Raw genomic sequence first — 13,555 nt, forward strand, 5'->3', positions numbered from 1 at the left:
GAATAGTTTTTCCGATAAAATGGTATTATGAAAGTATTAGTTTTTGATAGAAAAATAGAAACTCTCGCTTTTTTGTGTGAAAAGTTGGAAAATCATGGAATTATAACTATTGCTGCAGAAAACGGCAGCAAATTTATATGTAATTATTTGGATCCGGAATTGGATGCAATAATTGTAGCAAAAAAAGAATTAAGTCATTATAGCTTAAATGAAGCTCAATTGTTAAAAAAGATATACAAGGATATTACAATTTGCAGCTATATTCACGAAGATTGCTATAATATAAAAAATATCAATATAGTAAGCTCTTCCTTAATACCTGAAAATATAAGAGGAAACGAAAAAATCCTCAAAATTATTCTTGCAAAATGTAAAAGACGGCCGGATTTTAATAAGGACTATATCTATAGTCTGCCTAAAAAGTCCGGAATCTTGCTAAAGCATTTACTTATAAACAGGCAAAAAGGGCTAAGCGATGAAGAGATAAGCACAATTTTTTGGGGAGAAAAAATTCCTTCAAAACAAAACAGCATCTACAATCATGTTTATAATCTAAAAAAGTCCCTCAAAGAAAGTTTTAGCAATAGATATACAATCTTAAAAGCAAACAAGCGTTACAGACTGATAAAACTAAAAAAAGAGGCTTAAACCATTAGATTTAAGCCTCTTTTATAAAGATTAGGAAATACCTAGGACACCGGCGACACGCTCCAAAACCTTTTTGCGGTCAAGCGGCTTTACGATATAGTTTTTGGCTCCAAGCAAAAGAGCTTTTTTTACAAGTTCTTCCTTTCCGAGAGCACTTATCATAACAACCTTGGCATTTTTATCAAAGGCCATTATCTGCTCTAAGGCGGTTAGACCGTCCATTTTAGGCATCGTAATATCCATTGTTACGAGGTCAACATTGGGACATAGTTCTTTATATTTTTCAACGCCCTCAAATCCGTCAACAGCGGTAGCAACAACCTCATAGCCTTCACTATTCAATATCTGTCCGATTTGCTTTGTAACAAATATAGAATCATCAACAACCAAAATCTTGTAAGGTGTTCCATCCGGTTTTTTCCCTTCAGGTGCCCTCTCGTTAATATTGGGAAAGTCCTGTTTTGATATCATAATAAAACTCCTTTAATTTTCTTATACTCGATCACGAATTGCAACGTTGATTTCTACTTTACCCTGAGGGGCAGTCATCGGAACTATTAAAGCCTCAATATCGTTATTGGATATCTTCATATTATCGCCTGTGAACAAAGCCGGAGGAGTTAGGTCAAACTTAAATCCTAAATCATGAAGCTTTGTTACAGCTTGTGCCGTAATAAGATTAGCCAATTCCGTAATCGTTGCGCGAGCAAGCTCATCAAATTCTGTCAACTCTTCGTTATTCATTGCAGAGGCAATCTTTAAAGCTGTGTCCAAGGTCATATCAAATATAACCCGGCCCTCAACATCCCCGGCAAGACCGACAATGGCTGCGACACCCATAACCGGCATACAAGTCGATTTTAGGTACAAGTCGCCGCGTTTTATATCCTCACTCAAAACTTGTGACAGGATATTGTAAGCAGCTTCGCTAAACGGATTAATATACTCTACACGCATTTATTTCTCCTTATCCTTTTATATTTATTCTTTTGTAAAAATTACAATATCACCGGAGCTGTTTCGCAGCCAACCATCTTGCTTGGGCATTGCCTCATTATGACCCAGAATTATAAGTCCGGAATTTTTCAGTTTTTCCCTAAATTCTTCTATCATAGTTCTCTGAACATTGGGATTCATAAAAGACAAAACATCTCTTGCAACAATTATATCTATATCGGGAACGACATTTTGATGAGTACAATCATGGTACTCAAAAAGAATCATATCCTTTATCTCTTTTAAAAATGTCAAACTTCCGGAAGCAGTCTTTGTAATATAGGGCTCATAAATACCCGAAGCAACCTCATCGGGAACCGAAAGCATAGGAGCATTTGAAATAGCCAACAAATCCGAATCATTTGCAAAAATCTTTATGTGAGCACGCGGATAACGCATTCTTAATAGAACGGCAAGACTGTATGCTTCGTATCCCTGACCGCATCCTATACACCAAACATTAATTACGGAAGAAGTATTTTCGGGGAGCATTTTATAATAAGCATTTATATAGGCCTCGCTCCAAAAACGTTTTGTAAAAGGCGACAAGAAAGACGATAAAAATTCTCCGGCATCGTTTTCCGATTGAATTTGCAAGTTCCCTGAAGGACGCATATCCTTCCACTCTAAATATCTCTCCTTGACCCAATTTTCATTAACGGCAGAAATATAGAATTTACCCATAGCGGATAAGGTATCGCCTATGAATTTTATATCCAAATTTTCTGAAGACTGGCCCACCTGAAGCTTTACAGGTTCCCTTACCACACTCGCCGCAACAGGAGTCAAATCTTCCTTAACTTCTTCTTTTTGTTGACGTGAGGCAAATATCTTATCTACATCAAGCAGAATATATAAGCGGCCTCCGTTTTCTACAACACCGTGAATATATTTGATATTTATATCACCGAAGATAGGATGCGGTGGCTGAATGGTACTGCTGGATACACCCACTACCTTATCGATAAAGTCTACTACAACGCCGAAGGTCTGATCTTGAACATTTATTATAACCATACTTTCAGGCTGATTTTTTTTGCGAGCAGGTACCGGAATATTAAAGAAAATACGCAAATCAATTATCGGAATTATATCGCCCCGGAGGTTGTATACACCCAATACAAATGGAGAAGTATTGGGTACATAGGTAAAGTTTCCGGCCTTTGCTATTTCCTTAACACGCATAATATCTATTGCATAGTCCTTACCGGCTAGGGAAAAAGTTACCATCTTAAAATCTACGACAATCATCTGATCATGTAGAGAATCCGTATCTCCTATGCCTAAGCCTGCATTTACCTTTAGTTCTTTCATTTCTTCCATAATGTCTTTCCTTAACCTACCAAATTGAAGCCTCGCGGCGCTCCCTAGCCTGCATTTCCTGCTTTAAGCCGAGCTCAAGCAGCTGTGCAACATCTATAATCAACGAAACGGAGCCGTCGCCTAAAATAGAAGCACCGGCAATTCCCGGAGAATTAGTAAATTGATCTTTCAATGGTTTTATTACAACAGCTTCTTCACCAATCAAGCTGTCTACCATAAGACCTACTTTTTTCTCTTCGGTTCCGACAACAACTATATAATTATACCCGTCATCATCGGTTTCTGCCGATGTAATACCGAACAGGCGGTTAAGCCTTAACAGGCTGTATACCTCATCGCGGACGTTAAAAACTTCATAATTATCTATGCGGTTAATTTCATCCGGTTTTACCCTATGACTTTCTATAACCGAAGTAATCGGAATCGAATAAACCTCGTCTCCTACCCTAATTAAAAGCCCTTGTATAATAGCCAATGTCAAGGGAAGTTTTATGATAAAGCGGGTTCCGACATTGGGTTCGGACTCCACCATAACCGTTCCGTTTAATTTTTCTATATGGGTCTTAACTACATCAAGACCTACACCGCGGCCTGATACGCTCGAAATAGTTTTACTTGTCGAAAAACCGGGTGCAAAAACAAGCTGAAAAGCTTCAACATCGGTAAGAGTCTTATTCGGATGTAAAATACCCCGTTCAACGGCTTTTTGCTTTACGGCTTCAACATCAATTCCATGGCCGTCATCTGCAACTTCGATAACGATCATATTGCCTTCATTGCTGGCTTTAAGAAGAAGGATGCCTTGCTCAGACTTACCGAGGCTTTTTCTTACCTCAGGAGATTCAACACCGTGATCAAGAGAGTTTCTTACACAGTGCATTATAGGATCAAGCAGGTCTTCAACAACCGACTTATCAAGTTCGGTATCTTCACCTTCAATAACCAGCTGAACATTTTTATTTAAATCTCTTGAAAGATCTCGAACTACACGCGGGAAGCGGCTGAAAATCTGACTGATGGGAACCATTCGGATCTTCATAACCCCTTCTTGAAGCTCGCCGGAAATACGGCCTAAGTTTTGCGACGAAGACTTAAACTTTGTAACGGCTGCCTTCATTGAAGAATCAAAATCTCCGAATACTTCCAAAAGGCTTGAGTACTCGTTTAAAACATCCTGCTTTATAGAATTAATATCATAGCCCTGCTGAATCTTTTCAAGATATTCGGGCATCTTATCCAATAGTCTTCTCGTTTTATCCTTGTAAATTGTACTGGAATTTTGAAATTTATCGTAGAGTTCGGTAAATTCAATTGTACTTTGATTTAAAGAAGCCTTAGTTATAACTGTCTCACTTACCAAGTTCAAAAGATAATCTATTCTGTTTGCATCTACACGCAATATGGAACCCGATGAAGAATGTCCGCTTCCTTGAGCGCTTGGTTGAGATTGTTTTTTCTCAGTTTTTTCTACGGATTTAGAAGGCTGGTCCTGAGCTTCTTCAACAGCTTTTTCCTCTGCCTTTTCGGAAACTTTTATTCCGGAAACACTCGCATCGGGAGCCTTTGCAGGAGCAGACTGTGCAGGCTTATAAGTTTCGTGAGCTTCCTCTTTGATTTGAAGTCTTTCGGCACTTGCAGAGAGAGTAACATCTCCTATAAAGGCAGCCTTTTCCAATATTTTGCTGTCCGATGCCGAAGATAAAAAATAAATTACTGTTTCATGGAATTCGTCTTCATATAAGGCATCAAAGTCCGGAACCGTTTTTAAAACACTGCCGTAGTCTTTTAATGCAGCAAAAACCTGAATACCGCCTACCGAATTCATTAAATTTGATTCATCGAATTTTACGATGACTGCATATAGGTCTTCACCTTTTTGAATAGTCTCTGCCAATTCAAGAATTTCATATTCCGAAAAATAATCTTTGACATCCAAACTTGAAGCCGGAGTCTGAGCTTTAGGTGAAGCAACGGGAGGTGCGGAAGTAGGAACGGAAACCTTAAGAGCTGAAGCCTTACTGCTCTTTTTATCAGTCTTTTCAGGTATAAATGATCTTAATTGATTTACAATACAGGACACATCATCCGAGTATATTGAACCTGAAGCCCTGGCATCCAACATAAGCTTAATTATATCTATGGACTTTAAAAGCAAATCTACCGTTTCTTCAGTTACCCTAACGGAACCGCTTCTAATCTCATCAAGAAGATCTTCCATTGCGTGCGTAAATTTAGACAGTTCAGTCATCTCTACAGTAGCAGATCCGCCCTTTAAAGTATGAGCAGCTCTAAATATCTCATCGACGGCATTACGGTCTTCGGGATTTTGTTCTATAACTAAAACATTACTTTCAAGTATTTCGACCTGTTGTTCAGCTTCACTGAAAAAATCTTTTAAAAGTTCTTCGTTATTGATGTCAAGATAATCACTCATACAATATATTCTATACTATTTACAATATTAGTCAAGAAGAAAATTGCTTTTTTTCGGTTTTTTTATTTATAAGAGCTTTTTTTAAAACTTAACTAGATTTTTTTTAAAATTTATTGTAAAATATGCAAATATGAGTATCAAAGGTAAAAAAATACAATTTTTATTGTTCTTCTTTTTAATAAAAACTTCCCTTGTTTTTTCCCAAGGGTTTTCGGTTCCTTATTTTGAAAACACCAATACTTTTTACAGTTTAACTACCAAACCATACATGACAGCCGACTCTATTCTGCTGGTCAAACTCAGGATGGAACCGTCTAATAAATTTTACTTTGATATGAACATTGATGCAAACATTGACAGGCTCATAGATTTTCTTTATCCTGCGCAAGATCCGAAATTCAACGGAAATTTCCGCTTTTTGGGAGCTTCCCTCAATTTCCCTAAAATACAAAATTTGCCTCTTTCTCTTGCAATATTTACAGGAATATATGATACCTTAGGCTCAGACTCCATTTTACAAGAGCACCTTAAAGTAAAGATGCCGGATCCCAAATTTAGACGCTATCATCCTGCTTCGGCTTTCCGCCCGCGCAATTTTGTACAAGGAACAGGGTTCGGAATTTATGGAGCCTTTTTTTCAGGTTTTTATCTTGGAACATACCTGTCTTGGAATGAAAAACTGGAAGATAAACTTCAGATCAAGTCGGATTTTAGAATAGGCGGAGCCTTTGACTTTTTTGCCTTTGATTTTTTTGCAGGAGCATCCTTTCCAAAAAATGCGGTAAAAACAAAATTTAGAACAGGTATTGCAATGCTTTTTCAGGCAGATGACAGTTATGACTTTTTTACCGAATCAGGTATAGCAGAAATAAAGATTGAAAATATTAATGTTAAAGACTTTACTTCCAACTTCTATGCATCATTCGAGGCAAGAATAAAAAAAGATTTTATAAGATCAAGCATAGCCTGTTTTGTGTCTCCCATCTTTTTACTTCCTCAAAGCATCAATGATCCCTCATTAAAAGATTCTTTTTTTACCGGTTTAAGTGCTGATGTAAGCCTTGGAAATCTTGAAACAAAAAATATGGAAGGCGGAATCAATATGATGGGAACGGTGAACCCCTTAAAACCCACAATGATAACCCCATTCTCATTTTTAATCAGTCCTTTTTATACCCTAAGGGCAGACGGCTTTACACTGGATTTTCGTCTTCCTGTAAATCCCTTGCTTTATAAAGATATATCAAAAATGATAACGGCACAAATATCAATAAAGGCGGTGTACTAATGAAAAAGATACTAGGTATTTTAGTTTTTTTTACATGCGTGAGTATTTTGTTTTCTCTTGATGTTACGGCATCTATAAACGTAGGAAACACACCCTTTAACTCAAAGGGTCCTACAGGAAAAATACCTGACTTCGGCTTTAAGTTGATTTTAAATGAAGATCTGGGTAAAAATGTAAACGGAAAATTAGCTGTTCAAAGATATTTAGGTATCGGGAACATAATCTGGGGAAGAATAGCTTATACAACCGATATGATAAATATCTCGATAGGACCAACCTTGAGCGTATTTAACGCAGGATTTGACAATAAAAATGTAAGCACCATCTTTCAGCCCGGCTTGGGAACATCCTTATCCTTTAAATTACCAATAGGATTTTTTACCTCGTTAGATACAAATTTTTCGATTCCTTTAGCATCGGTAAAAACTAAAAATGTGTACTTGCAAGACGGACACTTTGATTTGGGCTGGAGATTTCCAAACATAATTGCATCAATAAAGTTGAGTCAAAAAAACAAGAGTATTGTTGAAGATTTGGAAGAAACACATATTTCAATCGCCGATATAGGATTTTATACGGTTTCCTATTCAAAACCCTCCGGAATAAGAATCCCTTTAAATATAATTTATAGAATAAACCATTTTCAAAAGACAGGATCAATAAACGAAAAAATAGCCGATATTGTATTGGAAACCGGGGTAAATCATTCTATTTCCAGCGATATTGCGTGGTTCGTTAATTTTGGAGCTTCGGTATTTTCTTTTTCTTTAACAAAGGCCGGCAGCCGGATAAAAAAGTTTTTTTTCAATGCTGAAGCCGGTATTATGCTAAACTTTAACTAGGGGGGCTTGAACAAAATGAGCCTAAATAAAGTTGACATATAACCTAATATAGGTTAATATAAAAAAAATAAAAAATGAGGAGTTTTTATGAAAGTAGCTATCAACGGATTCGGAAGAATCGGAAGACTTGTTTTTCAAGCCTTGGTAAATCAAAATTTGCTTGGAAAAGACAAATTCGATGTTGTTGCAGTTGTTGATCTTTCAACGGATGCAAAGTATTTTGCCTATCAACTAAAATATGATTCGGTTCAAGGCAAAATGAATGCCGAAATAGGCACTGACGGAGATGATGTGCTTGTAGTAAACGGACACAAAATTAAATGTATATCGGGAAAAGGTTTGACTCCTGCACAATTACCGTGGAAAGAACTCGGAATAGAGGTAGTAATTGAAAGTACCGGTATTTACACAAATGAAAAGGCCTATGAGCATATTGAAGCCGGAGCAAAAAAAGTTATTATTTCCGCTCCCGGAAAAAGTAAAGATCCTTCAAAACCCATTAAAACCTTTGTTATGGGCGTCAACGAAAACGAGTACAAGGCATCAGAGCATCATGTAGTTTCAAATGCAAGCTGTACAACAAACTGCTTGGCTCCCGTAGTTCATGTGCTTTTAAAAGAAGGCTTCGGCATTGAAACAGGTCTTATGACAACCATCCACGCCTACACGGCAACTCAAAAGACGGTAGACGGAGTTTCTCTCAAAGACTGGAGAGGCGGACGGGCTGCAGCCGTAAATATTATCCCCTCAACCACAGGGGCGGCAAAGGCTGTAGGAGAAGTTCTGCCGACTACAAAGGGAAAGCTGACCGGCATGTCCTTTAGGGTTCCTACCCCCACAGGTTCTGTTGTTGACTTAACAATACGTACCGAAAAAGATACCTCCATCGAAGAAATCGATGCAGCTATCAAAAAAGCTTCAGAAAGCTATCTAAAGGGTGTTTTAGCCTATTGTGATGAAGAAATTGTTTCTACAGACATTATCCATGATGCTCATTCTTCAATCTATGACAGCAAGGCAACCTTACAAAACAACCTTCCCGGTGAAAAGAGATTCTTTAAACTTGTTTCGTGGTATGATAATGAGTGGGGTTATTCCAACAGAGTAATAGATTTACTTAAATTTATAACAAAGTAAAAATCCGTTAAAATTAAAGTAAAATAAAAAAGCCCTTGCAATTTTCGTTTAAGCTGCAAGGGCTTTTCTCTTATAAGAGTTTTTAAAGCTTATTCCGGCATCTCAAAGCCTTCGGGGATTTCGATATTTGAAGAAACGGTTTGAACATCATCATCTTCTTCCAACTTATCGATCATTTTTAAGGCTTTTTGCGTTGTATCGGCATCCAAGGCTACATAGGTATCGGGAACCATCGAAACGGCAGCAGACACCGATTCAAAGCCCTTTTCCTGTAAGGCTTCAAGAACAGAGGCAAAGTCGTTGGGATCTGTCGTAACGGTAATAACGCCGTCTTCAGCCGCAATGTCTTCTGCACCGGCTTCAAGAGCTGCTTCCATGATGGCTTCTTCGCTTACCACTTCGGCATCGTATTCTATAACACCTTTTCGGTTAAACATATAAGCTACGGAACCTGTTGCTCCCAAGTTTCCGCCGCTCTTTGTAAAAATATTTCGAACACTGGCTGCTGTTCTGTTTTTATTGTCCGTTAGAACTTCAACCAAAACGGCAACTCCGCCCGGGCCGTAGCCTTCGTACAAAAGCTCTTCATAGTTTACGGCACCAAGTTCTCCGGTACCCTTTTTAATTGCTCTTTCTATGTTGTCTTTAGGCATGTTTGCAGCACGAGCTTTTAAAACAGCTGTTCTAAGCCGCGGGTTGGTAGCAGGATCTCCGCCTCCCATTTTTGCAGCAATTGAAATTTCTTTGATAAATTTAGTAAACAACTGACCTCTTTTAGCATCAGCTGCACCTTTGGCATGTTTAATTGTAGCCCATTTACTATGTCCTGACATGAAAACTCCTTACTCTTTTATAAAAAAATAGAGATTAATATTACACAAAAAAGCAAAATATGTCAATGGAGCTATGAAAAAAAAGACCCGATATGTAATCGGGTCTTTTTTTAATCAGCACTCTTATGGGCGTCTTGCGGCAATTCCCTTTTCAACCAGAGCCATGAACTCATGTTCATACCAATCTTGTGAATAAGGAAAATGCTTGCGGACTACAGGCCTTAATTTGAACTCAATAGCATCTTTGCAAGCTTCACATACATCATATTCGCGGATATGCCAATAAGTCCTTTCTGTGATAGGATTTACCAGCTCTTTTCTACAAATATCACAATTTAATGTTTTCATAATAATACTCCTTATATCGTTTATATCAATATATAACATTCTATATCATTTTTCATACTTTGTCGAGTAAAAAAAACGATTTTTTTAAATTTAAAAGAAAATCTCTTAAATAGCCTTAGTTCTATCTACTAAAAAGGCCTTATGGGCTTCATCCAAATAGGGACTAAGCCTTTCACGAACTTCTTTGTGATATTCGTTTAGCCAATTAATATCCTCATCCGATAGAATTCCGGGGACAATGGGTCTCGTATCAATAGGACAGAGGGTAATTGTCTTAAACTGATAGAACTCTCCGTCATCTGTTTTTGCAAATTCGGTAGTAACGATCAAGCTTTCAATGCGAATCCCGTGACTTCCTGCAACATAGAGCCCGGGCTCATTGGAGGTTACCATACCAAGTTTCATAGGAACATCTAAAAAGCGGCTTGAAATCGATTGAGGTCCCTCATGTACGGAAAGCACATAACCTACCCCGTGGCCTGTACCGTGTTTGTAATCACGTCCTCTAGCCCAAAGGTGTTCTCTTGGAATGGTATCGATAGCATGGCCTGTAGTTCCGGCCTTAAATTTGGCACGGGCAAGAGAAATATGGGCTTTTAAAACAAGTGTATAGTCCGTTTTTTCCTGCTCTGTAAGCTCTCCAAGTTTTATGGTTCTAGTAATATCTGTTGTACCGTTTAGATACTGTCCTCCGCTGTCCAAAAGCAAGAAACTCTTAGGTTGAAGTTTTGCAGATTCGGCAGGGGAAGGCGCATAGTGAATGATGGCACCGTTGGGGCCGTAGCCTGAGATGGTCTCAAAACTTTCTTCTAAAAAGTCCTTGCCTTCTGCCCTGAATTTTAAGAGTTTTTCGCTTACATCCCATTCTGTAATACCTTTTCCTGCATTTTCCTCTACCCATTTTAGGATTTTTACCATTGCGGCGCCGTCTTTTTCCATAGCGTCATCGAAGTTTTTAAGCTCAACGGCATTTTTTATTGCTTTAAGCGTTGAGGTTAGATTTAAACCTTTTTCAACATTTGCTTTGATTTGGCTGTACAAATACACATTTGTTCTTGAAGGATCTATGTAAACTTTTCCTGTAAGTTTTGCGGCTTCTGCAAAGACATCTTCATACCCCATTACCGTAACCCCTTGAGAAGCAAAGTATGATTTAACCTCGTCGGTTAACTGTTTCGACGAAATAAAAATAATTGCCCTAGTTTTATCGACTATTGCATAAGCGGTAACAACAGGATTACATCTTACATCTCTTCCGCGGACATTAAAAAGATAGCAGACATCTTCAAGGGCTCCGATAACCGTAGAATCGGCTTTTTTTTCGGTAAGCATGTAGCGGACTTCTTCAATCTTTTCTTTTGCGGATTTTCCTGTGTATTTTTCCTCTAAGATAAAAGCTTCACTTAAAACAGCCTGAGGACGGTCTTTCCAGATTTCGCCTATTAGGTCGATATCTGTAACAAGTTCAATACCACCAAGCTCTTTTTGCATAGAATCAAAGCTGTAAACAGATACAACCCTACCATCCATTCCGAGTTTTTCACCCGGTTTTAAAGCGGATTTTAAAAACTCGTTTACGGTGGGAACCCCCGGCTCCATCATTTTATAAAGTTCAATTCCGGATCCTTCAAGCTGCTTTTCAGCCTGTAAAAAGTAACGGCCGTCCGTCCATAAAATAGCCTTATCCTTGGTAACAAGAACGGTTCCTGCAGATCCCGTAAAACCCGAAATAAACTCGCGTGTTTTATAGTTTTCGGGTAAATATTCACTCTGATGAGGATCGGAAGAAGGGATCAAATAAGCACTTAAAGAATGCTCCTTCATTTTTTGCCTTAGAGCGGCAACTCTATCTCGTATATTCATATAAACCATCCTTTAAAATATAATTTTATGTCTTGAGAGTATAATACTATTTATATTTTATGTAAAGCCTTTTAATATGTAAACCATTTACTATGTAAATTTAATAAAACGTTTATCGGTTCAAATGATATTGATAAATTCTATAAACTATATCCCTCTTTGCCCCTGTTTTTTCGATGTCGGTAATCATGGGAATATTGTATTCCCAAATAGTAGAACCTTCTCCTTCCAAATATCCTTTTTTTATTGCAGCCTGATAAAGGCGTGAATAAATGGCGGCCGAAACGCCTTTATTACGATATTTAGGATCAACAAATAAAACAAAAGTTCTAAGACGTCTCATTTTACGTTTATAATAAAGGAATTTAAAAATACCTAAGGGAAAAAGCTTACCTTTGAGGTGCTTCAATACATCATTATAATCGGGAAGAGTAACATTAAAACCTATGGGACTGCCATCAGCTGTTCTCGCAATAAAAATCAATTCCTCATCGGCGAAAGATATCAGCTGTTTTAAAACCATATCAATTTCTTTACGGGTCATGGGCATAAAGTCTTCCCATTCTTCAGGTTCGGAATTTAAAAGAATTGTGTGAACATCTCCTATATCCCGCTTAACATTCTTTTTTAAGTCAATATGATCTACATGAAAACCATAGCGCTTTTCTACCAAAGGAGCTAATCGTACATATCGGCTTGCATCGACATCATCAAAACGGGCATGATAAGCATAGCAATCCCAATATTTTTCGAACCCGAACCTTATAAAAAAGTCGTTATAATATTTTTTGTTATAGGTATTCATTATATATGTGCGGTTTTCAAAATTATCGGTAATAAATCCCCGGTTATCTTCCCCTCCCGGAAGAGAAAGAGGTCCTTTAATTCTATCCATACCTTTTTCCAAAAACCATTTTTTTGCAGCATCAAGCATTTTTTCGGCGACGGCATAATCTTCAATACACTCAAATTGCGAAATATAACCGACCCGAATTTTTTTATATTCATTCAATTTACCGTCAATTCCGTACAAAATACGGCCTACTGTTTTTCCGTCGATTTGAGCAACTATCTTTACGTGAGGTCCTGCATCACATAAAGAATTATCGGTTCCCGACACATATTTTTTATACTCGCTTATAATAGGCGGTATCCATGAACTATCATTCTTATACAACTCAAAAGGTAAAAGAGCAAATTCATTCAATAGTTTTGAATTATTAACTTCAAGTAAAACAATTTTATCCATAATTTTTTCCCGAATTTATTTTTATTAATTAAAGTAAGAAAATAACATTTTTTTTAAGTCTTTGTCAATATTGTAAGTTTTTACAATTTTACACTTGCAAAATTCATAACTTATGTGTATAATGTTGTAACTGGAGGAATATATGAAGAAATCAATACTAAGCTTGGTCTTTTTAGTTCTAATTTTTTCACTTTTTACCATTGCCCCGGCTTTTTCACAAAAGGTTGATGAAGCAGACGTTTACTATGTAAATGTGCAAATTTTAAAAATCTTTGCACATTCAAAGGGGTTTTATGTTATTTACCGAAGAGCCGGATTAAAACATGCAGAAGTCTTTATTCCGAAATCTTGGCTTGAACCTCAAGATGGTAGAGCTAAAATGGAATTGGTAAACACCAGAGTTAACCCATATTTATCTTTTTATCTTAAAGACGGAAAATTTGATCACATCAAAATAGCAGCTCCCAGAGACTTGGGAAGCCCGATATGGGGTGCATTAAAAGCGCCAAACCAATATGACGGTAAATTTGACGGCGTAGAAAGTCTTGAACTAAAATTTTAACATCTAACACAACCTAAGCTATCTATATCCTC

Annotated in this window: 13 protein-coding genes; 5 read left to right on the forward strand and 8 right to left on the reverse strand. The window is 37.4% G+C overall.

The genetic code is table 11. The features are described 5' to 3' along the window. Window positions 1-27 precede the first annotated feature (27 nt). Window positions 28-648 carry a helix-turn-helix domain-containing protein gene (locus E4O07_RS05900; RefSeq protein WP_253687922.1) on the forward strand — a complete coding sequence of 207 codons (621 nt, stop codon included), beginning with the start codon at window positions 28-30 and terminating at the stop codon, window positions 646-648. Between the two features lie 30 nt (window positions 649-678). Here the strand turns inward: E4O07_RS05900 and E4O07_RS05905 are convergent, their stop codons facing one another. Genes E4O07_RS05905 through E4O07_RS05920 form a run of 4 tightly spaced genes read right to left on the reverse strand, consistent with a single transcriptional unit; the run spans window position 679 to window position 5,401 of the window. Beyond that, window positions 679-1,119: a response regulator gene (locus E4O07_RS05905; RefSeq protein ID WP_002668975.1), complete on the reverse strand. Its 441-nt coding sequence runs from the start codon at window positions 1,117-1,119 to the stop codon at window positions 679-681. Window positions 1,120-1,140: 21 nt separating this feature from the next. Next, a complete protein-coding gene (locus E4O07_RS05910; RefSeq protein ID WP_253687923.1) occupies window positions 1,141-1,605 on the reverse strand; it encodes a chemotaxis protein CheX in 465 nt (154 codons plus the stop codon). Window positions 1,606-1,629: 24 nt separating this feature from the next. Continuing rightward, entirely contained in the window at window positions 1,630-2,967 is a 1,338-nt protein-coding gene (locus E4O07_RS05915; protein WP_253687924.1) for a CheR family methyltransferase, read from the reverse strand. 16 nt (window positions 2,968-2,983) lie between these two features. Continuing rightward, a complete protein-coding gene (locus tag E4O07_RS05920) occupies window positions 2,984-5,401 on the reverse strand; it encodes a chemotaxis protein CheA (RefSeq protein WP_253687925.1) in 2,418 nt (805 codons plus the stop codon). Window positions 5,402-5,531: 130 nt separating this feature from the next. Here E4O07_RS05920 and E4O07_RS05925 point away from each other — a divergent pair, with 130 nt between their 5' ends. The 3 genes from E4O07_RS05925 to gap all read left to right on the forward strand — a co-directional run bounded on the left by E4O07_RS05925 (window position 5,532) and on the right by gap (window position 8,668). Beyond that, window positions 5,532-6,689 (forward strand): hypothetical protein, encoded by a 1,158-nt coding sequence (locus tag E4O07_RS05925; RefSeq protein WP_253687926.1) that lies wholly within the window; start codon window positions 5,532-5,534, stop codon window positions 6,687-6,689. After that, window positions 6,689-7,531, forward strand: coding sequence for a hypothetical protein (locus E4O07_RS05930; RefSeq protein WP_253687927.1), 843 nt, complete (start codon window positions 6,689-6,691; stop codon window positions 7,529-7,531). Before E4O07_RS05925 ends, E4O07_RS05930 begins: the two co-directional genes overlap by 1 nt. 87 nt (window positions 7,532-7,618) lie before the next feature. Next, window positions 7,619-8,668, forward strand: a complete 1,050-nt coding sequence (gap, locus tag E4O07_RS05935) for a type I glyceraldehyde-3-phosphate dehydrogenase (RefSeq protein ID WP_253687928.1) — start codon at window positions 7,619-7,621, stop codon at window positions 8,666-8,668. A gap of 89 nt (window positions 8,669-8,757) precedes the next feature. Here gap and E4O07_RS05940 read toward each other — a convergent pair whose 3' ends face one another. The 4 genes from E4O07_RS05940 to E4O07_RS05955 form a co-directional block, all read right to left on the reverse strand. Then, on the reverse strand, window positions 8,758-9,501 hold the full coding sequence (locus E4O07_RS05940) for a YebC/PmpR family DNA-binding transcriptional regulator (RefSeq protein ID WP_253687929.1): 744 nt from the start codon (window positions 9,499-9,501) through the stop codon (window positions 8,758-8,760). A 123-nt stretch (window positions 9,502-9,624) separates the two neighbouring features. Then, entirely contained in the window at window positions 9,625-9,849 is a 225-nt protein-coding gene (locus tag E4O07_RS05945) for a hypothetical protein (RefSeq protein WP_253687930.1), read from the reverse strand. Between the two features lie 105 nt (window positions 9,850-9,954). Continuing rightward, window positions 9,955-11,712 (reverse strand): aminopeptidase P family protein, encoded by a 1,758-nt coding sequence (locus E4O07_RS05950; protein ID WP_253687931.1) that lies wholly within the window; start codon window positions 11,710-11,712, stop codon window positions 9,955-9,957. Between the two features lie 112 nt (window positions 11,713-11,824). Then, a complete protein-coding gene (locus E4O07_RS05955; protein WP_253687932.1) occupies window positions 11,825-12,961 on the reverse strand; it encodes a hypothetical protein in 1,137 nt (378 codons plus the stop codon). Window positions 12,962-13,103: 142 nt separating this feature from the next. Between E4O07_RS05955 and E4O07_RS05960 the strand changes: the two genes are divergently transcribed. After that, entirely contained in the window at window positions 13,104-13,523 is a 420-nt protein-coding gene (locus tag E4O07_RS05960; protein WP_253687933.1) for a hypothetical protein, read from the forward strand. Window positions 13,524-13,555: the final 32 nt, after the last annotated feature.

Origin of the sequence: Treponema sp. OMZ 798, from assembly GCF_024181385.1 — a bacterium.
Lineage (GTDB): Bacteria > Spirochaetota > Spirochaetia > Treponematales > Treponemataceae > Treponema_B.